This is a genomic window from Pseudomonas sp. A125 (assembly GCF_055409485.1).
This window is the reverse complement of record NZ_JBUZVP010000019.1, coordinates 25,101-47,690: the sequence shown is the minus strand read 5'-3', so window position 1 is coordinate 47,690 and position 22,590 is coordinate 25,101. Positions and strand designations below refer to the sequence as shown.

Below are 22,590 nucleotides of genomic sequence, written 5' to 3'. Positions count from 1 at the left end.
AGCCGCACACTGTGCGGCTTTGTTAAAGCGCAAGGCTTAGTGGGCGAACAACGAATTGCCCTTTTGCCCCGCCAGTTTCTCGGGCTTGATCAGGAAGCGCGCCAGCGCCGGCAACAGCCACAACGCGCCGAACATGTTCCACAGCAGCATGAAGGTCAGCATCAGGCCCATGTCGGCCTGGAACTTGATGGCCGAGAAGATCCAGGTGCACACGCCGATCGCCAGGCACAGGCCGGTGAACAGCACGGCTTTGCCGGTAGACTTGAGCGTCTGGTAGTAGGCTTCCTGCAACGGCAAACCGGCGCGCAGGAAACTCTCCAGGCGGCTGTAGATGTAAATGCCGTAGTCCACGCCAATCCCCACGCCCAGCGCCACCACCGGCAAGGTCGCGACCTTGACGCCGATGCCCATGAACGCCATCAGCGCGTTGCCCAGCACCGAGGTCAGCACCAGCGGCAGCACAATGCACAGGGTCGCTGCCCACGAGCGGAAGGTGATCATGCACATGGTGGCCACGCACAGGTACACCAGGATCAGGATGGTCAGCTCGGACTCCTTGATCACCTCGTTGGTGGCCGCTTCGATCCCGGCGTTACCCGCGGCGAGGATGAATTCCAGGCCGTCCCTGTTGTTTTCCCTGGCGAAGTCCTGCACTGCATGCACCGCACGGTCGAGGGTTTCGGCCTTGTGGTCATTGAGGAACACCAGCACCGGCGCCAGGGAGCAATTGTTGTTGTACAGGCCATCGGCGCGGGCGATGGAGTTGTTCAGCACATCCGGGTTGCGCGACAGGGTTTCCCATTTCAGGTTGCCCTCGTTCATGCCCTTGATCATCTGCTTGGACACGGTCACCAGCGAGATGGCCGACTGCACACCCTCGGTGTTCTGCATCTTCCACATCAACTGGTCGATGGGTGCCATGGCCTCATAACGCGAGCAGCCTTCGGGCGGGGTCTTGACCATCACCACCAGCACGTCGGAACTGGTGGAATAGTTGTTGATGATGAAGTTGTTGTCCTTGTTGTAGCGTGAGTCCGGGCGCAGCTCCGGCGCGCCCTGGTCGAGGTCGCCGATCTTCAGGTTCTGGCTGTACCACAGGCCGCCACCGAAGGCGACCAATGCCAGGGCAATCGACACCGGCGCGACTTTGGGGCTGGCGAACTTCGACAGCAGGCGCCAGAACGGGTGTTCGCGGTGCGCGTCCTTTTTGCTTTTGGCGATGGCGCGCTTGCTGATACCCACATAGGAAATCGCCACCGGCAGCAGGATCAGGTTGGTGAACACGATGACCGCTACACCCACCGAGGCGCCGATCGCCAGTTCGCGGATCACGCCGATATCGATGATCAGCAGGGTGATAAAACCGACCGCATCGGCGAGGATCGCGATCATTCCCGGCAGGAACAACTGGCGAAAGGTGCGCCGGGCGGCAGTCAGGGCATTGTCGGCATCACTGGATTGCAGGGCGATCCCGTTGATCTTCTGTACGCCGTGGGAAATACCGATGGCGAAGATCAGGAACGGCACCAGCATCGAGTAGGGATCCAGCCCGAACCCCAGGGCATGCATCAGCCCCAGTTGCCAGATAACCGCCACCAGCGTGGTGCTCAACACCGCGATGGTGCTGCGCAGGCAGTTGGTGAACCACAGCAGCAGCACCAGGGTGATGACGAACGCGATGCCAAAGAACAGCACCACCATCACCAGGCCGTCGATCAGGTCGCCGACCTTCTTGGCAAAACCGACAATGTGGATCTTGACGTTGGGGTTCTGCGCTTCGAACTTGTCGCGGATCTTGTCTTCGAGTTCATGGGAAAACTTGCGGTAATCCAGGGCCAGCAGCTTGCCTTGGTCTTGCGGGTCGGGGTAGGACTCCAGCAGCGGAATGTCGACGATGCTCGACTTGAAGTCGTTGGCCACCAGCCGCCCGACCTGCCCGGACTTGAGCACGTTGTTGCGCAACTGATCGAGGCTTTCCGGCGAGCCGTTGTAGCTCTGCGGGATCACTTCACCGCCGGCAAAGCCTTCTTCGGTGACTTCAGTCCAGCGTACGCTGGGGCTCCACAAGGACTTGAGCCCGGAGCGGTCAACGCCGGAAATGTAAAACACCTCGTCGTTGATCTGACGCAGGGTCTCCATGTACTCCTTGGTAAAGATGTCACCGTCCTTGGCTTCCACCGAGATGCGCACCGTGTTGCCCAGGTTCGCCAGGTCGTTGCGGTGCTCCATCATCTTTTCGATGAAGGGGTGCTTTAAGGGGATCATTTTTTCGAAGCTGGTGGACGGGCGAATTAACGTCGCCTGCCAGAACAGGAAAATACTCACCACCAGGCAGATGATGATCACTGCCGGGCGGTTATTGAAAATCAGGCGCTCGAGAAACGTGGCCTTGTCGTTGTGATGACTGCTCATGGTGTCCCCGCCTTCTTATTGTTTTATCGGCTCGGCACCGGTCGGCGTTGCGACGCGTACGCCACCCTGCCCCACCAGAATCAAGTTGCCGTTGCCCGCCGCCGTGACCGCCGACAGCGAAATACGGTCCGGGCGATTGAATACGCTGAAGGTCAGCCCGTCGTCGTGGCTGACCACCACGCTGCCGCCGTTGCCCACCACCACGATGGAGCCGTCGTCCAGCAGGGTCGCCCCCGACAAGCCGAACTCCAGCGCGCCGCGGGTGGCGTTCAACTCGACCGGCTCCCAGGTGCTGCCAAAATCGGTGGAGCGAAACAGGTTGCCGCGCAGACCGTACGCCAACAGGGTTTGGGGCTGGGCGGTACCGATCACACCAAACAGCGAACCCTCGTAGGGGCCTTCGAGTTTTTCCCAGGTTTGGCCCTCGTCGTGGGAGCGGAACATGCTGCCCTGCTCGCCGACGATAAACAGCCCGGCGTCTTTCACCTCGGCGATGGCGTTGAGGTGAAACTGGTCTTCGTTGTCGAGGCGGTCGCTGACGTCGTCCCAGGTCTTGCCGCCGTCGGTGGTTTCGATCAGCGCACCGTAGGCGCCCACGGCAAAACCGTTGCTGGCGTCCTTGAACCAGACGTCGAGCAGCGGTGCTTCGCGTTTCAGGTCCTGGAATTGTTGGGCCCAGGTCCCGCCGCCATCGGTGGTGGCGAGGATCTGTGCGTCATGGCCCACCGCCCAGCCGTGCTGCTCGTCGGCGAAAAACACCGCCGTCAGCAGTTGCCGGGTGGGGACTTTGGCTTGAGTCCAGGTGGCGCCCTGGTCGTCGGAATAGAGGATGTGCCCGCGATCACCGACCGTGACCAGGCGCTTGCCTGCGTGCACCACGTCGATCATCAGGCTTTTGGCGGCCTTGGGGGAATCAATGGCAAACACCGCTGCGCCGGTGGTTTCAGTGGCGGCGTGGGCAGGTGTCGACAACGCGACAACGCCCAGCAACGAGAGCGCTGTGGCCAGCAATGCGACCCTGCGCGTGGCCTTCGGGCGGTAAAACACCACACCCATGACAGGCTCACTCATAGACCTTTCTCCCATTTATTATTGTTAGGTCGTCTTGCCGTGCGGAGCCCTGAAACCTGCAATCTAGAGCGCCTTGGGCAAGCTGGGCCATCCTAGCGGGCTTTGGAATCGTCTGACAATCGGCGCTACGTTATGTTTTGTTAACTGGAGGGGTTTGGGCCGGTGCTGAATGTAGTGCTATCAGCAGCGGTGATCCGTGGAGGGGGCCGTTGTGGTGAGGGAGCTTGCTCCCGCTGGAGTGCGCAGCGCTCCCACGCTTTTTGGGGGCCGCTGCGCAGCCCAGCGGGAGCAAGCTCCCTCGCCACGGGTGAGGTGTGAGCTTTGGGAATGAACATTTATTCTATGTGTTGAGTTTTGGGAATATTTATTCCATAAATAGGCTTCTCAAAATAATAATTTGAAGGAACCCGGCTATGCGCGAACTCGGAATCGGTCTGATTGGCACAGGCTTTATGGGGCGTGCCCACGCTCTGGCCTTTAATAACGCGCGGGCGGTGTTTGAGCTGCCGGTGAAGCTGACACTGGCCGCTTTGGCCGATGCCAATACCGAGCGCGCTACGCGCTGCGCCAGTGACTGGGGGTTTGCCAGGGCCCATGGCGACTGGCAGCAGTTGATCGACGATCCCAAGGTCGATGTCGTCGCCATCACCACGCCGAATCATTTGCATTACCCCATGGCCATGGCGGCGCTGGCGGCGGGCAAGGCGGTGTACTGCGAGAAGCCGCTGGCGGTCAGCCTGGAGCAGGCGGCAGCCATGCGCGAGGCGGCCAGCAAGGCCGGGGTGGTGACGCGGGTGGGTTACAACTATCAGCACAACCCGATGATTGGCCTGGCCCGGCAGTTGATCGCCAGCGGCGAGTTGGGGGAGATCATCAGTTTTCAGGGGGAATTCAGCGAGGATTTCATGGCGGATGCGGCGTCGCCCTGGTCGTGGCGCTGTGAGGTCGGGCATGCCGGCGGTGCATTGGCGGACTTGGGCAGCCATTTGCTGTCGATGGCGCGGTATTTGGTGGGGGATGTGCTGAGTGTGTGTGCCGATACACAGACGGTGCACGCGCAGCGGCCCGGCACTGCCGGGAGTGAGACGCTGCGGGAGATTGCAGTGGATGATCAGGTGCATGCGTTGCTGCGCTTTGCCAATGGTGCGCGGGGGACGGTGAGCAGTAGTTGGCTGAAGCATGGGTATAAGAATCACCTGAGTTTTGAGATCAGTGGCACCCAGGGCACGTTGTTGTTTGATCAGGAACGGCTGAATGAATTGCAGCTGTTTCGGGTTGGGCAGGATGGGTTTCAGCGCTTGCTGGCGGGGCCTTCGTTGCCGGGGTATGCGGCGTTCAGCCCGGCGCCGGGGCATCAGTTGGGGTACAACGAGTTGAAGACGCTGGAGGTGCATGAGCTGCTGATGGCGTTGGCTGGCAAGGGTGGCGATGGGACGGATTTTGCGGCGGCGTGGGAGGTTGAGCGGTTGGCGACGGCGATTCGGGTGGCGGCCAGGGAGGAGCGGTGGGTCAGGCTGAGTGAGGTTTGAAGGATAGAGGAGATTCAAATGTGGGAGCCGGGCTTGCCCGCGATAGCGGTGTGTCAGGCACCCTATCAGGTGACTGGTACACCGCTATCGCAGGCAAGCCAGCTCCCACAGAAGCCAGCTCCCACAGAAGCCAGCTTCTACAGAAGCCAGCTCCCCACGTTAGATTTTCATTGTGCTTGGGATTTGCGCATCAGGCGGTAGGCGGCCGGGATGACGAAGAGTGAGAGCAGCGGTGCGGTGAGCATGCCACCGATCATTGGGGCGGCAATCCGGCTCATGACTTCGCTGCCGGTGCCGCCGCCCAACAGGATCGGCAGCAAGCCGGCGATGATCACGGCCACGGTCATCGCCTTTGGGCGCACGCGCAATACGGCACCTTCGATGATGGCTTGCAGCAATGCCCGGTCCCCGCCTCCTTGGCGTTCAGCCCAGGCGTTTTTCAGGTACAGCAGCATGATCACGCCGAACTCGGCCGACACACCCGCCAATGCGATAAACCCGACGCCGGTCGCCACCGACAGGTTGAAGCCCAGCCAGTACAACAACCAGACCCCACCGGTCAGCGCAAACGGCAATGTGGCGAGGATCAGCAGCGCCTCATCCACCCGGCGGAATGTCAGGTACAGCAATACGAAGATGATCAGCAATGTCGCCGGCACCACCAGCTTCAGGCGTTCATTGGCCCGCTCCAGGAACTCGAACTGCCCCGAATAGCTGAGGCTCATGCCCGGCTGCAACTGCACTTGCTGGTTGATCGCCTCACGCAGGTCCTTCACCACCGACGCCAAATCACGGTCGCGCACGTCGATGTACACCCAGCCGGAAGGCCGGGCGTTTTCGCTCTTGAGCATCGGCGGGCCTTCGGTGACCTTTATGTTGGCCACCGTGCCCAGCGTGATCTGGCTGCCCGACGGGGTGTAAATCGGCAGGTTGCTCAAGGCACTCACCGAGTCGCGCCATTCTTTCGGGTAACGCAGGTTGATGGGAAACCGCGCCAGGCCTTCGACGGTCTCGCCGATGTTTTCACCGCCAATCGCCCCGGAGACGATGGACTGCACATCGGTGATGTTCAGGCCATAACGCGCAGCCGCCGGGCGATCAATATCCACGTCGATGTAACGCCCGCCGGTCAGGCGTTCAGCCAGGGCCGAACTGACGCCGGGCACCGTCTTGGCGACTTTTTCCACGGCCTGTGTCACCGCGTCGATCTGCATCAGGCTGGTGCCCGCGACCTTCACGCCAATCGGGCTTTTGACCCCGGTGGCGAGCATGTCGATGCGGTTGCGGATCGGCGGGATCCAGATGTTCGTCAGCCCTGGCACCTGCACCACACGGTCGAGTTCCTTCACCAGTTTTTCCGGGGTCATGCCGGGGCGCCATTGGTCTCGCGGCTTGAACTCGATGGTGGTTTCGAACATTTCCAGCGGGGCCGGGTCGGTGGCGGTTTCTGCACGGCCAGCCTTGCCAAACACATGGGCAACTTCCGGCACACTCTTGATCAAGCGGTCGGTACGTTGCAGCAACGCGCCCGCGGTTTGCGTCGACAGCCCCGGCAGCGCCGACGGCATGTACAGCAGGTCGCCCTCATCCAGCGGCGGCAGGAATTCACCGCCCAGCTGCGACATCGGCCACAGCGCACTGGCGACCATCAACAGCGCCACCAGCAAGGTCATGCGCGGCCAGCGCAATACGGCTTCCAGGGCCGGTTGATAGAGTTTGATCAGGCCACGATTCAGCGGGTTGCGTTGCTCGTCGGGGATGCGCCCGCGAATCCAGTAACCCATCAGCACCGGGATCAAAGTCACCGACAACCCTGCCGCTGCGGCCATGGCGTAGGTCTTGGTGTAGGCCAGCGGCCCGAACAGCCGGCCTTCCTGGGCTTGCAGGGTGAACACCGGGATAAACGACAAGGTGATGATCAGCAGGCAGAAAAACAGCGCAGGTCCCACCTCCACCGCTGCGTCGGTGATGACCTTCCAATGTTCATCGCCCTTCAGCTCGCGGTTCGGATGCGCGTGGTGCCAGGCCTCGATTTTCTTGTGGGCATTCTCGATCATCACCACTGCGCCATCGACCATTGCACCGATAGCGATTGCAATCCCGCCCAGGGACATGATGTTGGCATTGATGCCCTGGAAACGCATGACGATAAAGGCGATCAACACTCCCACCGGCAACGAGATGATCGCCACCAGCGAGGAGCGCAGGTGCCAGAGGAAAATCCCGCACACCAAGGCCACCACCAGGAACTCTTCCAGCAACTTGTGGCTGAGGTTGTCCACGGCGCGGTCGATGAGTTTGCTGCGATCGTAGGTGGTGACGATTTCCACGCCGGGCGGCAAGCTGGTTTTCAGTTGCTCCAGCTTGCTCTTGACCGCCGCAATGGCCTCGCGGGCATTCTTGCCGCTGCGCAGGATCACCACGCCGCCCACCGCTTCACCTTCGCCGTCCAGCTCACTGATGCCCCGGCGCATGTCCGGGCCCAACTGGATCGTCGCCACATCCCCCAGGGTCACCGGCACGTTGTTGGTGGCGAGCCGCAGGGGGATGCCGCGAAAGTCCTCCAGGGTTTTCAGGTAACCGGAGGCGCGCACCATGTATTCCGACTCGCCCATGTTCAGTACCGAGCCACCGGTTTCCTGGTTGGCCTTGCCGATGGCTTCCACCACCTGGGCCTGGGTGATGCCGCGACTGGCCAGCGCCAGCGGATCGATCTGCACCTGGTACTGCTTGACCTGGCCGCCGATGGTCGCCACTTCGGCGACGTTGGGCAGGGTCTTGAGTTCGAACTTGAGGAACCAGTCCTGCAACGAGCGCAGCTGCGCCAGGTCATGTTTGCCGGTGCGGTCCACCAGGGCGTACTGGTAGATCCAGCCGACACCCGTGGCGTCCGGGCCCAGCGCCGGTTTGGCGGATGCGGGCAAACGCGCCTGCAACTGGCTCAGGTATTCCAGCACCCGCGAGCGCGCCCAATACAGGTCGGTGCCTTCGTCAAACAGCACGTAGACGTAGCTGTCGCCAAAGAACGAAAAGCCGCGCACGGTCTTCGCCCCCGGCACCGAGAGCATGGTGGTGGTCATCGGGTAAGTGACCTGGTTCTCGACAATCTGCGGCGCCTGGCCCGGGTAGGGCGTGCGGATGATCACCTGCACGTCCGACAGGTCCGGCAAGGCATCCACCGGGGTGTTTTGTACCGACCACAGGCCCCAGGCGGTGACAAACAGCGTGGCCAGCAGCACCAGAAAACGGTTGGCCACCGACCAGCGAATCAACAGGGCGATCATGGCCGGGCTCCCGGTTGCATGCTCATACCGTCCCTGGACCCCTCATTTGAAAAACCATCGGACGATTGAGCGGTAATCCCCGTCAAACTTGCTTCAGAGTCCAGCAGGAATTGACCCGAGGCGACCACCTGCTGGCCTTCCTGCAAGCCTGCAACGATTACAGTCTGGTCCTGGTTTTCGGCACCGGCCTGAACTTCTACCGGGCGATAACGCCCGCCCTCCTCGGCCACCATCACCAGCACGCGTTTGCCGGTGCGAATCAATGCCTCGCTTGGCAGCAACAGCACCGACTGCCCGGTGGCTTGCGCCAGATTCACCTGCGCGGTCATGCCGGGCCGCAACATGCCGTCCGGGTTGGGCAGCTCGACCCGAACCTGCACCGTGCGGCTGTCCATGGCGGTGGCCGGCAGAATCGCGGCGACGGTGCCTTTGACGACGCGCCCCGGCAACCCGACAAAACGGCTCTCGACGGATTGCCCAACGGCCAATGCGCCACTCTGGGCTTCAGGTACGGCGACTTGCAGCCACACGGTAGCAAGGCCATTGATGCGCGCCAGGGTTTGGCCCGCCGCAACGGTCATGCCCTCACGCACCTCCAGTGTTTGCAACGCGCCACCCAGCGGGCTGGTGATGGTCATCACCGATTGCACCCGGCCGCTGCGTTCCATCTGCGTGATCAGCCCGGCGGGCATGCCACTCAGGCGCAAGCGCTGGCGAGCGGCGGCCAACAGGCCGGGGTCGCTGTGGCGCAACGCAAGGAACTCTTCCTGGGCACCCGCCCATTCCGGCACCAGAATGTCAGCCAGCGGCGTCTGAGCCTTGAGCACATCACCCGTCGCACGCGCGTAAACCCGCTCCACAAACCCGACAGCGCGGGCCTGCACCACCGCCACCTCACGGTCGTTGAACGCCAGGACTCCCGACAACTCAAGACTCGACGCCAACACCCCCCGGCTGACACTGGCCAGGCGCACACCGATGTTCTGGGTCAGGCTCGAATCGATATGAATCGCCGCCCGTTCCTCGTCGCCACCGCCATAACGCGGCACCAACTGCATGTCCATAAACGGCGACTTGCCCGGCTTGTCGAACTTCTGCTGCGGGTACATCGGGTCGTACCAGTACAGCGCCTTTTTCTCGTCCGACGCCTGCATCGCCCCGGCCATGGACGGTTGCGCTACGCGCATCTGCGCCAGCCAATAGCCGCCACCCAGGCCCAGGAGTAATACCCCGCCCAGCAGGGCTACGTTCACGATTCGGTTATTCATTGGCAGGTTCCCCGTAAGCGAAATACAGCTGGGCGCCGATCAGGGCGCGCTGCTCAATGGCATCAATCTGTTTGAAGCGCGCCTCGACCAGCTCGCGGCGGGCGCTGACCACGTTCATCAGGTCGCCCTTGCCCGCGCGATAACCCGCCAGGCTCAGGGAAACCTTCTCCTCGGCCAACGGCACCAGGCTGTCCTGGCTGCGCTGCACGGCGCGGTCCAGGCGCTGATAATTGGCCAGGTCGTCTTCGAGTTCCTGGGTGTGTTCACGGGTCTTCGCTTCGCGTTCGGCATCCAGTTGGTCGAGTTCGGCCTGCTTGGCCGCGATGCCGGGGTTCTGTCGGCGACCGGGAAAAATCGGCAAGTCGAAGGTCAGTTGCAGGCTGACCATGTCGCCGTACTCACGGCCACGGTGCTGATAGTCGACCTCCCAACTCCAGTCCGAGGTCTTTTGCGCCTTGGCCTCGTTCAGTCGAGCTTCGGCCTCGCGGGTGCGCGGCACAAAGGCTTGCAGAACCGGATGCTGGTGCAGGTTGTGGGTGAAGCCGGTGGTGTCGACTTTCCAGTTCGGCAACTGCCCGCTGGGGGCTTCACTGGCGGCCGGGCCGATCCAGCGCTTGAGCGCGGCGCGGGCCTGGGCACGTTGCTGAGTCAGCTCGTCCTCGCGCTCGGCAAGGTCGGCGGCTTCCTGCCGGGGGATCACCGCGTCGGAAGGCTGGCCACGACCGCCGGCCAACTGCGCACGCACGGTGTCTTGCAGCAGGCGATTGTGTTGATAGAAGTCCTGGAACAGTGCCACTTTGCGTTCCACCGAATAGGCGCGAATCCACGCCTGGGCGGTGGCCTGCCGTACGTTCAAGCGTTCGATCCGGCCTTCGGCGGCAGCCGTATCCACCGTGGCCGAAGCCAACTCGACCCGCGCCTTGCGCTTGTCGCGACTGGGTACTTGTTGCTGGATGCCGATCATTTGCTCGGTCATGTCATCACCATACAACGTGCCGCGATTGGGCCCGCCAATGGGGAAATTCTGCAGGCCGACTACCAGTTTCGGGTCGGGCAGTTCACCCGCCGGAATCGCCGCCTGGGTCGCAGCCTGCAATTTGGAAGATTCAGCCGTCAGCGACGGCGCGTTGTTTTGCGCCAGGCGCAAGGCTTCGTCCAGGGTCAGCGCAGACGCCAGTGTCGGCCATACCAGCACGCCCACCACCAGGGCACGCACGCATAGGGAATTCATTTTGAAGTTTCCTGTTCTGTTGCGCTGCGCACCGCTTTACGCGGCCCACAGCAAGGCCATCCCGGGTCAGGGACGAGTCTTCAGGTGCAACAGGGTTCAGGTACGGGGCGGACGCCAGACGCCGGAAGGCGTGCGGTCGGGGATGAAATCAGAACCGAGGCTTGCCACCACGGGGGTGGAGACAGCAACAGGGGACTTGAGCACTGGCATCGACAGCTGCAACATGCCGCCGGTCTTGCATTCCTGCCCTGGCTTGCAGCTCTTGCCGTGGTCGGCGTGGCCGGCACCGTCCGCGCAACAGTCGGGGGACATGTCGCCCATCATCTGCATGTCGGACATCTGCATCGGGCACGGTTCGGTGCTTGAGGCCACACCCGCCATCCCGGTCAGGGGAAGCGTGAGGCTCAACAGCAGGACCAGGAAAAAACGCAGATAGCGGCTCATGGGGCGAGAGTCTAGACAAAAAGCGGTTAAGCAACAATTAACAAAAACCGGAGATTTGGCTTCCAGGCGCAGCAACAAAAAACCGCACCTGCTGGAGCAGGCGCGGCTTGGGTCAAACAGACAGCAGGATCAGTGCATGAAAATCGCGATCAGGATGATGACCGGGATAGGCACACCGAGGAAAAACAATAGTAATGAGCGCATGACGTTCTCCTTGAATTAACGAACAGGTGGCAGCGAAGTGGAGGTGGTGTAGGCATCGGTTTCCAGGTACACCACGGCATCCCGGCGACGACCGCCAAAGGTTGCCGCGAGGCTGGCAAAAAACGCACCGATCAACAGCGCCACGAAGGTCCACAGCGAGGTGTAGGCAGCCACTTTCGCAGCTGTGTCGGCAGCCTGTTTGGCTTTCAACTTGGCGTCATCCAGGGCTTTTTGGGCCTGGCCATAAACCTGGTCAACACGCGCCTCGGCATCGGCCTGGCTGAGGTTGGTGCGCTGGCTGATCAACTGTGCAAGGTATGCACGGTCTTCAGGGGCCAGCTGGCCGTTATTGCTTACGGTACGCGCAAAAATGCGCGCCACGACGCCGTGCACCGCGTCATCACTGACGGCCGCTGGGCGATCATCGCGGAACAGGCTGTCGACGTAGTAGCCGAAGTCTTCACCCTTGGTGGCAGCACCCGCCGCCTGGCTCATGCTACTGGCGGCACCCGAGGCCACGCTGGCACCGGCCTTTACACCACCGCTGACCACACTGCTGACCGAACCGACGATCAGCACCGCCGTCACCAGTGTCGCCACGGCCCAGGCCAGGAAGCCATGGGCGGTGTCGCGAAAGTACACCTCATCGCCGTGCATATTGGCCCACTTCACCCGCAGGCGACCGGCGAGATAACCGCCCATCCCCGACGCGATGATTTGCGTAACTGCCAGCCAGACAATGGTGGAAATGCCAAGCCCTTTAGCGCTGATGCCACTGTCGGCCCACGGCGAAACCGCCGAAAAGCCCAGGCCGAAGCCCAGCAATACCAGGATCAGGGACAACGCAGCTGCCGCAGCAGCCCCGGCAAAGATGGCGCCCCAGGAAACCCCGGAGAGCGCGCTCGATTCTTGCAGCGTGGATGAGGATGTGATCATTGTTGTTTTGCTCCAGGCATGAAAAATAGTGTTACAAGTCTCAAAAGGGACAGTGCAGTCGCCGTGCCAGGAACTTAAAAAATAAAAACCTATGTTTTTCAACATGTTAAGTAATTTGAACTAACTCAAACCATGCAACTTGCAAGATATGCCCTCAAGCAGCGGGCGTTATGCATTCCTCGTAGGAAACAACCGCGCGCACGGCCATGCTGGGCAAAAAATCCTACACACACAGCATTCGTTCAGAATCAGCGGGGTAAGGTGAATTGTGTCGTTTATGCCTACATAAATTTTTATTTAGGAAGCGGGCTATCATTTCTTGGCAAAATGCCCGCACTTCAGTGTGAATCGCTCACCAGGTAACCCTTATGACCCGCATTTTGACCATCGAGGACGACGCCGTAACGGCCCGCGAGATCGTTGCCGAGCTGAGTAGCCATGGACTGGACGTAGACTGGGTAGACAATGGCCGTGAAGGCCTGGTCCGCGCCGTCAGCGGTGATTACGACCTGATCACCCTCGACCGCATGCTCCCGGAACTGGATGGCCTGGCCATCGTCACCACCCTGCGCACCATCGGCGTGTCGACGCCGATCCTGATGATCAGCGCCCTGTCCGATGTGGACGAACGGGTACGCGGCCTGCGGGCCGGTGGTGATGACTACCTGACCAAACCATTCGCTTCCGACGAAATGGCTGCCCGCGTCGAAGTGCTGCTGCGCCGCAAAAGCACGGTCAAGGAATTCGAAACCGCCCTGCGTGTGGCCGATCTGGAATTGAACCTGATCAGCCGTGAAGCCAGCCGCGCCGAACAGCCCCTGAGCCTGTTGCCGACGGAATACAAACTGCTGGAATTCCTGATGCGCAACACCGGGCAAATTCTGTCGCGGATGATGATCTTCGAGGAAGTCTGGGGTTATCACTTCGACCCGGGCACCAACCTGATCGACGTGCACATCGGCCGCCTGCGCAAAAAAATCGACCCGCCGGGCCTCACGCCGCTGATCCGCACGGTACGAGGTTCCGGGTATGTCATTGCTGAACCCCTCTAAAGGCTGGCGCTCCTCCAGCAGCCGGCTGCTGGCGCTCTACAGTTCGTTGTTCGTGGCCTGGAGCTGCATCCTCATGGGCGTGCTGTACTACGAGGTGTCCGGTTACCTGGGCGACCTCTCGCGCCATTCGCTGATGCAACGCCAGCACTTGTTCCAGCGCTTTGACGGCGAAGAACTGGTGGAAGCCCTGACCACCAGCATGACCTTCGACATGAAGGGCGTTGACGCCTACGGCCTGTTCGACGATCAGTTCAACCCCATCAGCGGCCCGATCCGCGTGATACCGCCCGACCTGCCGATGGACGGACACATCCACGCCCTCGCCAACTGCATTGATTCCGACGACCCGAAACTGCCGCGCGACAGCTGCGACGCCGTGGCCACCCACACCGAAGACGGCCGCTGGCTAATCCTGGTGCGCGCCAATGGCTCGCTGTTCGGCGTGACACGCATCATCCTGCACGCCTTGCTATGGGGCATCACCCTGACGATCATTCCTGGCGCGGCCGGTTGGCACCTGCTCAGGCGGCGCCCGTTACGGCGGATTCGCGGGATCCAGGCCAGTGCCGAAGCTATCGTCGCCGGCGACCTGACCCACCGCTTGCCGCTGTCAGACCGGCGCGACGAACTGGACATGCTGGCGGCCATCGTCAACGCGATGCTCGACCGCATCGAGAAGCTGATGAACGAGGTCAAGGGCGTGTGCGACAACATCGCCCACGACCTGCGCACCCCGCTGACCCGCCTGCGGGCGCAGTTGTATCGGATCCAGCAGCAAGCCGATGAAGACGCACCCCACGCGCTGCAACTGGACGCGGCCATCGCCGAAACCGACACCCTGATGGCACGCTTTCGCGGCTTGCTGAGGATTTCCGAACTGGAAGACCACCAGCGCCGTTCAGGCTTCCTGGTGCTCGACCCCCTGCCCTTGCTGCAGGAACTCCACGACTTTTACCTGCCCCTGGCGGAAGAAGGCCAGATGGAGCTGCTGCTGCAAGTGCCGCCTTCGTTGCCCTGGATCACCGGCGACCGCGCCTTGCTGTTCGAAGCGCTGGCCAACCTGTTGAGCAACTCGATCAAGTTCACCCCACCGGGCGGCGAAGTGATTTTGCGGGGCGTAAACGATGCCGGCAGCACCCGCATCGAAGTGCTCGACTCCGGCCCCGGGATTCCGGCAGCGGAACGTGCAGCCGTGTTCCAGCGCTTTTACCGGGTAGACGAAGGCAATCAACAACAAGGCGGGTTTGGGTTAGGGCTATCGATCGTGGCCGCGATCATCAACCTGCACGGCTTCAAACTGGAAGTAGGCAGCAGCGAAAGCGGCGGCGCAAAATTGATCCTGGAATGCCGCCAACAACTGATGCCCGAAGCCTGAAGAACACCCCAACCCCAATGTAGGAGCTGGCTTGCCGGCGATGCAGACACCTCGGTGTATCAGGTACACCGAGCTGATGCGATCGCCGGCAAGCCAGCTCCTACAATTGAGCCTTATTAACCCGGGAAATTGCCCCGCAGCGCCTCAAGCCCACCGCTATACACACCGGCAAACAACTCCTCCACCGCCGCATCCGTCACACCGGCCACCGGGGTAAACACCCCCGACCAGGTGACCTTGGCGGAACTGGCAGTCAGCCCTTCTACCTTCAACGTCGCCAGGTACTCACTCACCGGAAACGGCGACTCGCTGATCGAGTAACTGTAGGTGCGTGCGACGTTATCAAACGTTTGCAGCCGCTCCACCACCACACCACCGTCTGCAGTTTGCAGATGACGCACACGCCCGCCTTCACTCGGCTCGCTCTTGGCGATAAAGGGCAGCCAGTCCGGCAGCGCATTAAAGCCGCCAACCAATTGCCATACCTGTTCGGCCGACACCGGGATTTCAATAACAGCAGATGCTTTTGCCACGATTAATACTCCAAACCATTCAAAAAATTAGATTGCCATGCTGTCGACAACGCCGCCGTCGACCCGCAACGCGGCACCGGTGGTTGCAGAGGACAACGGTGAAGCAATGTACGCCACCAGATTAGCCACTTCATCCACATTCGCGGCGCGCTGGATGATCGATGTCGGCCGGGCGTTGCGCACAAATACATCCGCCTCGTCCCGCGCACTGCGCCCGGACTTGGCCACCGCGTCCTTGAGCATGTGCTCCAGGCCGTCGGTAAAGGTCGGCCCCGGCAAAATAGCGTTGACCGTCACCCCGGTGCCCGCCAGCCGTTTGGCCAAGCCATGGGACACTGCCAGGTTGGCGCTTTTGGTGACGCCATAGTTGATCATGTCGGCCGGCGTTGCCACGCCCGATTCCGACGACACGAAGATCACCCGGCCCCAGCCCTGCTTGACCATGCCCGGCGTGTAGTGCCGCGACAAACGCACGCCGGAGATCACGTTGACCTCGTAGAAACGCGTCCACTCGCTGTCGGGTGCGTCGAAAAAATCCACGTCGTTGAAGATCCCGAGGTTGTTCACCAGGATGTCGGCCCGAGGTTCGGCGGCGAAGAGTTTTTCTGCGCCCTCGACGGTGCCCAGGTCGGCCACCAGCCCACGCAGTTCGGCACCCGGGACCGCCTGGCGAATCGTCGCCAGCGCCTCGTCGACCTTGCCCGATTCACGCCCGATCACCACCACCGTGGCGCCGGATTGTGCCAGCGCCTGGCTGATGCCCAGCCCTATGCCGGCGGTACTGCCACTGACGATTGCGACTTTGCCACTGATATCAATTTTCATCGTTCGCGTTCCTGTGGTTAGAGCGGCAGCGGTGCGCGGGCCGAAATCAATCGGGCATCGCGCAGGGCCTGCCAAAAGGCTGCGGGAATCTTCTCTGACAACGCCGCGACGTCTTCAGCAATTCGACCCGGACGACTGGCACCCGGAATCACCGTCGCCACTGCCGGATGAGCCAGGGAGAATTGCAGCGCAGCGGCTTTCACACTCACGCCATGAGCCGCAGCAATCGCCTTGATCTGCTCGACCTTGCTGATAATTGCCGGGCTGGCTTTCTGGTATTCAAAATGTGCGCCGCCCGCCAGGATGCCCGAGCTGTATGGGCCGCCGACCACGATCTCGACATTCTGCGCCAGCGCCGCGTCCATCAGGCGCTGCAAGGCACGTTCGTGGTCGAGCAAGGTGTAGCGGCCCGCCAGCAGGAAGCCATCAGGCTGGGCTTCGGTCAGGTCCAGGGTCAACTCGCACGGTTCCACGCGGTTGACGCCCAAGCCCCAGGCCTTGATCACGCCCTCTTCACGCAGGCGGGTCAGTACCTTGAAGGCACCGGTGCGCGCCTGGTTGAAGTAGTCGAGCCATTGGTCACCGTAGAAGTCCTGGGCGATGTCGTGAATCCACACGATGTCGAGGCGGTCGGTTTGCAGGCGGTTGAGGCTGTCCTCGATGGAACGCAGGGTGGCATCGGCGCTGTAGTCGTTGACCATTTTGTTCGGCCGGCCATGTTCGAACACACCGCTTTTCTCACCCAGGTCGCGGGCGCTTTCTTCCACTTCATCCAGGATCACCCGGCCGACCTTGGTACTAAGCACGTAGTCGTCACGGTTGTAGTTCGACAGGGCCTGGCCCAGGCGGATTTCCGACAGGCCCGAACCGTAGAACGGCGCGGTGTCGAAGTAACGCACGCCCTGGTTCCAGGCGGCCTCGACGGTGGCCTGTGCCTCCTCTTCTGGAATCGCGCGGAACATGTTGCCCAAGGGGGCGGTGCCAAAACCCAGCACGCCGGGCAATTTGTCTTTCAAGCTCATGGGTAAATCCTCAAGTGTTCAAGGCCGCTGTGTTGACCGTTGAGCAGATCGTAGATTGCAGAGATCGGACCGTCCAAGACATACTGCGACCAACTTGAGTCCCTACAGGTCTTACATGATCGATTTCCGCCAATTGCGCTACTTCGTTGTAGTCGCTGAAGAAGAACACGTGGGGCGTGCTGCCGAACGGCTGCACATCTCCCAATCGCCCCTGAGCCGGCAGATCGCCCAACTGGAAGAACGCCTGGGCCTGACCCTGTTCGAGCGCAGCCAACAGCGCATCCGCCTGATCCGCGACGGCCAGACGTTCCTGGCCGAAACCAAGGCGCTGTTGACCCACGCCAACCGCCTGGAGTCCCTGGGCCGGCGATTGGGCAAAGGCGAAGAAGGCGGTCTGTGCATCGGCTACATCGAAAACGCCATGCACGCAGGCGTGCTGCCGAATGCCTTGAAAGTGCTGCGCGAGGCACGGCCCAACGTGCACATCGCCCTGTACAACCTGCCCTCCATCGAGCAACTGGAAGGCTTGCGCCAACGCAGCCTGGACATCGCCCTGGTGGGTGAGCCACCGGCAGCGGACGATCCGGACCTGGTGGCCCTGCAAGTGCTGGACGACCCAATGTTACTGGCGCTGCCCGAACAGCATCCGCTGGCCAGCGTCAGCGAGTTGCTGCCCGAACACCTGGCCGAGCAGCAATGGATTGGTGTGCAACGCAAGCCTGGGGCGAACCCGGCGGATGACTTTGTCGCCGCGTGCATTCGGGCAGGCTTTACCCCGCAGATTCCGATGGAAGCCAGCGAGCCGTTTACCGCGCTGGGGTTGGTGGCGTCGGGGTTGGGTGTGGCGATGGTGCAAAAGGGTTTGAGCCGCAATGCGCCACCGGGCGTGGTGCTGCGGGAACTGCCGTGGCTGACCTACACCACACCGCTGTGGGCGGCGTGGCACCGGATCAATTTGCGGCCGTTGGTGGAGACGTTCAGGAAAGTGCTGACGGAGCGTTGAGGGTATTGGGGCATGTGTTATTGGATCGCCTGCCCCGATCAAATGTGGGAGCCGGGCTTGCCCGCGATGCAGGCACCTCGGTCTGTCAGTAAGACCGCGGTGATGCCATCGCAGGCAAGCCAGCTCCCACAGGGGTTCGGTGTTGTTGCTGAAAGTGGTGAAGGATCAGTAGCGCCAATGCCCCGGCACCCACAACCACTGCCCGTTCCCCCAGCGGTAGTGCCCCCGCACCCACTGGTACCCCGGCGCCGGAGCCACCGGCACTACTTCTACCAACGGCGGCGGGCGCCGTGGGTGAACAGGTTCAACGATGCAACCAGACAACGCAGCCGCCATCAATGTGGCGGTGAGCGTGGCCTTGAATAGACGGGACATGGCACGGTTCCCCAATGAAACTAGCCGTCGCCTGGGTGGCGGGCTTACCCGGGTTAAACGCTGCCAGCCGGGAAAATCCGTCGCCTGTCTCAGTTATTTTTGGCTACCTTGCCCTTCGCCTGCCCTTTCAAATACAACGCCTCCACCAGCCGCTGGCGCTCATCCCGGGGCAAGGTGCTGGCGAACTGCGCCAGGGTGTTGTCCACCAAAGCCCGCAGCGCCATGTCCGCTTCCCGGGCTTTGCCCAGGTCTGTCACCAAGGCCTCTCGGTCCAGGGTCGGCGCCTCCAATTGCTTGATCACATCCAGCCGCGCCTCGCGCCCGGCGAGCACCAGCGGTTGGCTGTCGGCGCGGTTCTGGCGCAACAGTTGACGCAGCTCCTTGCGCCGCTGCGGCGGCAGCTTGACCATCGCCTGGCGCAAGCCATGCTGGTTCACCACCGCTTCGGCGGGCTTGGCAGTCGCCAGCCAGTGGTACAGGCCACCGCCGACGCCGCCGATCAAAAACACGTTGAACAACACCGACACAACCAGCAGCGGCTTCAGGTACTTGGGTGACGGGGTCATTGCTCGCTTTCCTCGGCGTTGACGGTAAAGACGACATCGGCGTCGCCCTGGTCGAAGACACTCGGCAGCACTTCAGGACCGAGCATGGGCAGCGGCACACTCAATGACGCGACCAGGATGCCGGCGGCGATCCCCGCGACGCCCACGCCGACAAACCCGGCCGGCGACAGCCAGCCGGCGTAGCGCGCCCAGAAGGACCGGCGCTGGGGAAATGACTGGCGGATGTGCCGCGCCAGCGCCGGGTCGACGGGCGCCAGTTGATAGCCGTCCAACTGGCCATCGAGCCAGCGCGCCTGGTGCAGCACCTCAAGTACGCCGTTATTCCCTGCGTCCAGCAGTGCCTGGGCCTGCGCCTGTTCGGCGCGGGGCCAGCGGTGCAGGTGGCCGCCGTAAGCCTCGGCCAGTTGGGCAAATCGTTCAGGCGTCATGGTTTTCCCCTTCCTGGGCGGGCGGGCCCGGGTGTGTCGTCAAGGTAACTGCGCAAGTTGCGCCGCGCCCGTGACAGCAAGCTCTCCAGTGCCTCGACGCTGATGTTCATCAGCGCCGCGGCGTCGATATTCGACAGCTCTTGATAGTACTGCAGCACGATTGCCTCGCGCTGGCGATCAGGCAGCGACGCCAACGCCCGCGCCATGTGCTCACTGCGCGCGGCCGCTTCCAGCTGTTCATCGGGGGCGGGCGCGCTGTCGAGCACTTCGTGCATGGCCTCTTCGTCGTGCAACGGGCGCTCCTTGCGCCGGCGCAAATGGTCGTGGCACAGGTTGAGCACCACGCGGTGCAACCAGGTGTCGAAGCGTGCTTCGCCACTGCGCCAACTCGCGGCCTGGCGCCAGATACGCAGGAAGCTTTCCTGGGCCACGTCCCTGGCCTCGTCGGCATCCCCGAGGATCCGACTGGCGAGCGCGAGCAAACGCGGGAGCTTGCGCGTCACCATTTCGTTGATGGCCGCCGGTTCGTTGTTACCGATGCGGGCCAACAGCTCAACGTCCGGATCAGTGTCTTTCAATAGGGCAAGTCTCGGTCCGGTGGCTAAGGGTCAGGTTGACGAAGCTGTCAGCGAATCCAGTGCCCTTCCATCCAGTACCAGTTGGGGCCGCGTGATTCCCAGTGGCCTGGCTCCCAGCGGGCGTTGCGCATCACCGGCTGCCAGTGACCCGGCACCCAGGCATAGCCGCGCCCTTCGTAACGCCAGTGCCCGCGGTCCCACACATAGCCCTGGCGTTCGACGGGAACCGCCTCGACGCGCATCGGCGGCGGCGCATCGCGAATGATCACTTCGGTCTGGGCAAAGGTCGGCGTGCTGACCAGGGCGGCCAATGCCAGCGGGATCAACAGGGCAAAACGGAACGCGGCCAAAGGTCGTGCAAGTCTCATGACAACTCCTTCATCGGCGATCGCCAGTGATCGCAGCTGTAGGGTTGAACGGCAGGTGCTGAGGAAATCCGTCGCGCTGGAATCAATTTTTTTCGCGACCACTGCGCACGTCAGGCAGGGCCAGTATTGCCCAGGGTTTGCGGGGGTTTGATGAAATATGCAAAAAGCTGCGACGGATTTGGCCAGGCGGTCGCGTTCAAGGGTTAACCGCTGGCAATCGGCAGGCTCATCTGTTGATTGGCAGCGTTCACTACCTTGAGGAAATCACCATGTCTCGTCGAATTTCACTGCTGGTTGCCGCCGTCCTGCTCATGAACCTTGGCGGCTGCGTGTTCCTGCCGGGGCACCGCGAGCACTGCTGCTGGCGCGGGTACGGGGTAGTCACCGCACCGACTGCACAAGCGATCTCCTGAGTCGCTAACCGAAGGCTGCAAACCCTCTGCGCCCGGCTTTGAGCTCGGTGCGCAGTTCGCCGATAAGGTTTGAGATGGCACGGACGCTGTCCAGGCCCAGGGGAGACACGCGAGGCAGCAGCAAGTCGACGCGCCCGGAGGTGGGATCGAAGATATTGATGCGCAGCGAACCGTCGCTGTTCAACGAGCAGTCACAGGCGAGCGGCAGGAAGCCGGACTCCATGATGTGGCAAAACTCGGCAATTGAAAGCATTGGGCACCCTTTCCCTGGACCGGGCTCGGAGGACATGATCCGTCTAGGGTAGATGAGCTTTTTCAGCTTGCCCGGGAATTAAATCAAAAGTGATACTTAGTGCTCATTTAGCCTGAAACCGCTGGCCGGTTGACGCCAGAAAAACCACGTCACGACCTCCCATCCGATGCCGCGCGAAGCACTTGATTCCTGGCGATGATGGCCAGATGCTCTGGGCGTTTGCCACCCTCCGAGTACCTCCCGCATGAACATCGACCCGCCAAGCGAACCCGACAGTGCCGTGTACAAGACGTTGCTGGAATCGACCAAGGCCATTCCCTGGCGCATCGACTGGCAAACCATGACATTCAGCTACATCGGCCCACAAATCGAGGCGCTGCTGGGCTGGACACCGCAGAGCTGGGCCACCGTGGATGACTGGGTGGCACGCATGCACCCGGACGACCGCGAGTACGTGGTCAACTTCTGCGTCTCGCAGTCGCGCGCCGGCGTCGACCACGAAGCCGATTACCGGGCGCTGACCGCCAGCGGCGAGTACGTGTGGATTCGCGACGTGGTGCACGTACAGCGCAAGGACGGCGAGGTGCAGGCGCTGATCGGCTTCATGTTCGATATCAGCGAACGCAAGAAGACTGAAGAACACCTGATTCGCCTGCAGAAACAGCTGGAGGAATATTCATTCCAGGACGGCCTGACCGGCATCGCCAACCGGCGCATGTTCGACACCGTACTGGCGCGCGAGTGGGCCAGCGCCCTGCGCAGCCAATTGCCGCTGTCGTTGATCCTGTTGGATATCGACTATTTCAAGCAGTACAACGATCTCTACGGGCATATCAAGGGCGATGAATGCCTGCGCCAGGTGGCGCGCACGCTATCGCTGGCGGCCAACCGGCCACTGGACTTCATTGCACGCATTGGCGGCGAGGAGTTCGTGTGGTTGCTGCCGCAAACCGATGCCGAATCCGCTCGGCGCGTGGCCGATCGCTGCTTGCACCTGATACGCCAGCAACAGATCGAGCATGGGCATTCGGCAGTGTCCAACCTGTTCACGTTGAGCCTGGGCGTGGGCACCTGCACGGTAAAACCGGGCAGCGCGGCGCTGGCATTTGTCGAGGCGGTCGACAAGTTGTTGTACCAGGCCAAGCGCAATGGCCGGATGCGCGCGGAGTTTGCCGACGTGGCGGATTGATACAACGCTTGAATCGCAGGCAAAAAAAATCCCAAGTAGCTGATGGAAACTTGGGATTTAAAAATGCATAAACCGTGGGAGGTGAACGCACGGCTATTTTACCCACAGGGGAAACTTGCAACAAGATAATCTTCAACCTTTCGTCGGATTAAAACAACGCTAAGTCGTTCAATAACCACACTTTTTTAATGGATCCGATTTTTAAAGCGCCACTTTTTGGTGCAATACCCA

22 protein-coding genes are annotated in these 22,590 nt (G+C 61.7%); 6 read left to right on the top strand and 16 right to left on the bottom strand.

Annotation, left to right across the window (positions count from 1 at the left end; genetic code table 11):
- Positions 1-36: 36 nt before the first annotated feature.
- Positions 37-2,412, bottom strand: a complete 2,376-nt coding sequence (locus ACZRN6_RS23685; protein ID WP_322145829.1) for an efflux RND transporter permease subunit — start codon at positions 2,410-2,412, stop codon at positions 37-39.
- 15 nt (positions 2,413-2,427) lie between these two features.
- A complete protein-coding gene (locus tag ACZRN6_RS23680; protein ID WP_464009014.1) occupies positions 2,428-3,468 on the bottom strand; it encodes a WD40/YVTN/BNR-like repeat-containing protein in 1,041 nt (346 codons plus the stop codon).
- Positions 3,469-3,896: 428 nt separating this feature from the next.
- On the opposite strand from ACZRN6_RS23680, the gene ACZRN6_RS23675 reads away from it, so the two are divergent.
- Positions 3,897-5,012, top strand: coding sequence for a Gfo/Idh/MocA family protein (locus ACZRN6_RS23675; RefSeq protein WP_464008969.1), 1,116 nt, complete (start codon positions 3,897-3,899; stop codon positions 5,010-5,012).
- A gap of 167 nt (positions 5,013-5,179) precedes the next feature.
- Here ACZRN6_RS23675 and ACZRN6_RS23670 read toward each other — a convergent pair whose 3' ends face one another.
- The 5 genes from ACZRN6_RS23670 to ACZRN6_RS23650 form a co-directional block, all read right to left on the bottom strand.
- Positions 5,180-8,296, bottom strand: a complete 3,117-nt coding sequence (locus tag ACZRN6_RS23670; RefSeq protein WP_464008968.1) for an efflux RND transporter permease subunit — start codon at positions 8,294-8,296, stop codon at positions 5,180-5,182.
- The gene (locus tag ACZRN6_RS23665; RefSeq protein ID WP_464008967.1) at positions 8,293-9,564 is read right to left on the bottom strand and encodes an efflux RND transporter periplasmic adaptor subunit; all 1,272 of its coding nucleotides are present in this window, start codon (positions 9,562-9,564) and stop codon (positions 8,293-8,295) included. The genes ACZRN6_RS23670 and ACZRN6_RS23665 overlap by 4 nt, the downstream gene beginning before the upstream one ends.
- Positions 9,557-10,795, bottom strand: a complete 1,239-nt coding sequence (locus tag ACZRN6_RS23660; RefSeq protein WP_464008966.1) for a TolC family protein — start codon at positions 10,793-10,795, stop codon at positions 9,557-9,559. Before ACZRN6_RS23660 ends, ACZRN6_RS23665 begins: the two co-directional genes overlap by 8 nt.
- A 96-nt stretch (positions 10,796-10,891) precedes the next feature.
- Positions 10,892-11,239, bottom strand: coding sequence for a hypothetical protein (locus ACZRN6_RS23655; protein ID WP_464008965.1), 348 nt, complete (start codon positions 11,237-11,239; stop codon positions 10,892-10,894).
- A 219-nt stretch (positions 11,240-11,458) separates the two neighbouring features.
- Entirely contained in the window at positions 11,459-12,379 is a 921-nt protein-coding gene (locus ACZRN6_RS23650) for a hypothetical protein (RefSeq protein WP_322145835.1), read from the bottom strand.
- Positions 12,380-12,747: 368 nt separating this feature from the next.
- On the opposite strand from ACZRN6_RS23650, the gene ACZRN6_RS23645 reads away from it, so the two are divergent.
- Both ACZRN6_RS23645 and ACZRN6_RS23640 read left to right on the top strand, forming a co-directional pair.
- Positions 12,748-13,431 carry a response regulator transcription factor gene (locus ACZRN6_RS23645; protein ID WP_003219726.1) on the top strand — a complete coding sequence of 228 codons (684 nt, stop codon included), beginning with the start codon at positions 12,748-12,750 and terminating at the stop codon, positions 13,429-13,431.
- Positions 13,409-14,806: a sensor histidine kinase gene (locus tag ACZRN6_RS23640; protein WP_322145836.1), complete on the top strand. Its 1,398-nt coding sequence runs from the start codon at positions 13,409-13,411 to the stop codon at positions 14,804-14,806. The genes ACZRN6_RS23645 and ACZRN6_RS23640 overlap by 23 nt, the downstream gene beginning before the upstream one ends.
- 116 nt (positions 14,807-14,922) lie before the next feature.
- Here the strand turns inward: ACZRN6_RS23640 and ACZRN6_RS23635 are convergent, their stop codons facing one another.
- From ACZRN6_RS23635 to ACZRN6_RS23625, 3 genes are read right to left on the bottom strand one after another with little or no spacing between them, the layout of a single operon-like run.
- Positions 14,923-15,339 (bottom strand): SRPBCC family protein, encoded by a 417-nt coding sequence (locus ACZRN6_RS23635; RefSeq protein WP_322145837.1) that lies wholly within the window; start codon positions 15,337-15,339, stop codon positions 14,923-14,925.
- A gap of 27 nt (positions 15,340-15,366) precedes the next feature.
- Positions 15,367-16,164, bottom strand: a complete 798-nt coding sequence (locus tag ACZRN6_RS23630; protein ID WP_218170914.1) for an SDR family NAD(P)-dependent oxidoreductase — start codon at positions 16,162-16,164, stop codon at positions 15,367-15,369.
- A gap of 17 nt (positions 16,165-16,181) precedes the next feature.
- Positions 16,182-17,186, bottom strand: coding sequence for an aldo/keto reductase (locus tag ACZRN6_RS23625; RefSeq protein WP_464008964.1), 1,005 nt, complete (start codon positions 17,184-17,186; stop codon positions 16,182-16,184).
- 115 nt (positions 17,187-17,301) lie between these two features.
- Between ACZRN6_RS23625 and ACZRN6_RS23620 the strand changes: the two genes are divergently transcribed.
- Entirely contained in the window at positions 17,302-18,189 is an 888-nt protein-coding gene (locus ACZRN6_RS23620; protein ID WP_464008963.1) for a LysR substrate-binding domain-containing protein, read from the top strand.
- A 165-nt stretch (positions 18,190-18,354) separates the two neighbouring features.
- On the opposite strand, the gene ACZRN6_RS23615 is transcribed toward ACZRN6_RS23620, so the two are convergent.
- From ACZRN6_RS23615 to ACZRN6_RS23595, 5 genes are all read right to left on the bottom strand, one after another.
- Positions 18,355-18,564: a YXWGXW repeat-containing protein gene (locus ACZRN6_RS23615; protein ID WP_081480101.1), complete on the bottom strand. Its 210-nt coding sequence runs from the start codon at positions 18,562-18,564 to the stop codon at positions 18,355-18,357.
- An 89-nt stretch (positions 18,565-18,653) separates the two neighbouring features.
- Entirely contained in the window at positions 18,654-19,130 is a 477-nt protein-coding gene (locus ACZRN6_RS23610; protein WP_322145840.1) for a periplasmic heavy metal sensor, read from the bottom strand.
- Complete coding sequence (locus tag ACZRN6_RS23605; RefSeq protein WP_322145841.1) at positions 19,127-19,558, bottom strand: hypothetical protein; 432 nt, start codon at positions 19,556-19,558, stop codon at positions 19,127-19,129. The genes ACZRN6_RS23610 and ACZRN6_RS23605 overlap by 4 nt, the downstream gene beginning before the upstream one ends.
- The gene (locus ACZRN6_RS23600; protein ID WP_464008962.1) at positions 19,555-20,136 is read right to left on the bottom strand and encodes an RNA polymerase sigma factor; all 582 of its coding nucleotides are present in this window, start codon (positions 20,134-20,136) and stop codon (positions 19,555-19,557) included. Before ACZRN6_RS23600 ends, ACZRN6_RS23605 begins: the two co-directional genes overlap by 4 nt.
- Positions 20,137-20,183: 47 nt before the next feature.
- Entirely contained in the window at positions 20,184-20,504 is a 321-nt protein-coding gene (locus ACZRN6_RS23595; RefSeq protein WP_322145843.1) for a YXWGXW repeat-containing protein, read from the bottom strand.
- A gap of 269 nt (positions 20,505-20,773) precedes the next feature.
- On the opposite strand from ACZRN6_RS23595, the gene ACZRN6_RS23590 reads away from it, so the two are divergent.
- On the top strand, positions 20,774-20,917 hold the full coding sequence (locus tag ACZRN6_RS23590) for a hypothetical protein (protein ID WP_322145844.1): 144 nt from the start codon (positions 20,774-20,776) through the stop codon (positions 20,915-20,917).
- A 4-nt stretch (positions 20,918-20,921) separates the two neighbouring features.
- On the opposite strand, the gene ACZRN6_RS23585 is transcribed toward ACZRN6_RS23590, so the two are convergent.
- The gene (locus ACZRN6_RS23585; protein WP_464008961.1) at positions 20,922-21,170 is read right to left on the bottom strand and encodes a DUF1652 domain-containing protein; all 249 of its coding nucleotides are present in this window, start codon (positions 21,168-21,170) and stop codon (positions 20,922-20,924) included.
- Positions 21,171-21,414: 244 nt separating this feature from the next.
- Here ACZRN6_RS23585 and ACZRN6_RS23580 point away from each other — a divergent pair, with 244 nt between their 5' ends.
- Positions 21,415-22,359 (top strand): diguanylate cyclase, encoded by a 945-nt coding sequence (locus tag ACZRN6_RS23580; protein WP_464008960.1) that lies wholly within the window; start codon positions 21,415-21,417, stop codon positions 22,357-22,359.
- Positions 22,360-22,590: the final 231 nt, after the last annotated feature.

Excerpts from the sequence above, each read along its gene's own strand:
- ACZRN6_RS23655 (WP_464008965.1), bottom strand. The coding sequence starts at position 11,239 with ATGAGCCGCTATCTGCGTTTTTTCCTGGTCCTGCTGTTGAGCCTCACG.
- ACZRN6_RS23660 (WP_464008966.1), bottom strand. The coding sequence starts at position 10,795 with ATGAATTCCCTATGCGTGCGTGCCCTGGTGGTGGGCGTGCTGGTATGG.
- ACZRN6_RS23645 (WP_003219726.1), top strand. The coding sequence starts at position 12,748 with ATGACCCGCATTTTGACCATCGAGGACGACGCCGTAACGGCCCGCGAG.
- ACZRN6_RS23650 (WP_322145835.1), bottom strand. The coding sequence starts at position 12,379 with ATGATCACATCCTCATCCACGCTGCAAGAATCGAGCGCGCTCTCCGGG.
- ACZRN6_RS23590 (WP_322145844.1), top strand. The coding sequence starts at position 20,774 with ATGTCTCGTCGAATTTCACTGCTGGTTGCCGCCGTCCTGCTCATGAAC.
- ACZRN6_RS23675 (WP_464008969.1), top strand. The coding sequence starts at position 3,897 with ATGCGCGAACTCGGAATCGGTCTGATTGGCACAGGCTTTATGGGGCGT.
- ACZRN6_RS23670 (WP_464008968.1), bottom strand. The coding sequence starts at position 8,296 with ATGATCGCCCTGTTGATTCGCTGGTCGGTGGCCAACCGTTTTCTGGTG.
- ACZRN6_RS23585 (WP_464008961.1), bottom strand. The coding sequence starts at position 21,170 with ATGCTTTCAATTGCCGAGTTTTGCCACATCATGGAGTCCGGCTTCCTG.
- ACZRN6_RS23615 (WP_081480101.1), bottom strand. The coding sequence starts at position 18,564 with ATGTCCCGTCTATTCAAGGCCACGCTCACCGCCACATTGATGGCGGCT.
- ACZRN6_RS23580 (WP_464008960.1), top strand. The coding sequence starts at position 21,415 with ATGAACATCGACCCGCCAAGCGAACCCGACAGTGCCGTGTACAAGACG.
- ACZRN6_RS23680 (WP_464009014.1), bottom strand. The coding sequence starts at position 3,468 with ATGGGTGTGGTGTTTTACCGCCCGAAGGCCACGCGCAGGGTCGCATTG.
- ACZRN6_RS23605 (WP_322145841.1), bottom strand. The coding sequence starts at position 19,558 with ATGACGCCTGAACGATTTGCCCAACTGGCCGAGGCTTACGGCGGCCAC.
- ACZRN6_RS23630 (WP_218170914.1), bottom strand. The coding sequence starts at position 16,164 with ATGAAAATTGATATCAGTGGCAAAGTCGCAATCGTCAGTGGCAGTACC.
- ACZRN6_RS23640 (WP_322145836.1), top strand. The coding sequence starts at position 13,409 with ATGTCATTGCTGAACCCCTCTAAAGGCTGGCGCTCCTCCAGCAGCCGG.
- ACZRN6_RS23610 (WP_322145840.1), bottom strand. The coding sequence starts at position 19,130 with ATGACCCCGTCACCCAAGTACCTGAAGCCGCTGCTGGTTGTGTCGGTG.
- ACZRN6_RS23595 (WP_322145843.1), bottom strand. The coding sequence starts at position 20,504 with ATGAGACTTGCACGACCTTTGGCCGCGTTCCGTTTTGCCCTGTTGATC.
- ACZRN6_RS23625 (WP_464008964.1), bottom strand. The coding sequence starts at position 17,186 with ATGAGCTTGAAAGACAAATTGCCCGGCGTGCTGGGTTTTGGCACCGCC.
- ACZRN6_RS23685 (WP_322145829.1), bottom strand. The coding sequence starts at position 2,412 with ATGAGCAGTCATCACAACGACAAGGCCACGTTTCTCGAGCGCCTGATT.
- ACZRN6_RS23665 (WP_464008967.1), bottom strand. The coding sequence starts at position 9,564 with ATGAATAACCGAATCGTGAACGTAGCCCTGCTGGGCGGGGTATTACTC.
- ACZRN6_RS23620 (WP_464008963.1), top strand. The coding sequence starts at position 17,302 with ATGATCGATTTCCGCCAATTGCGCTACTTCGTTGTAGTCGCTGAAGAA.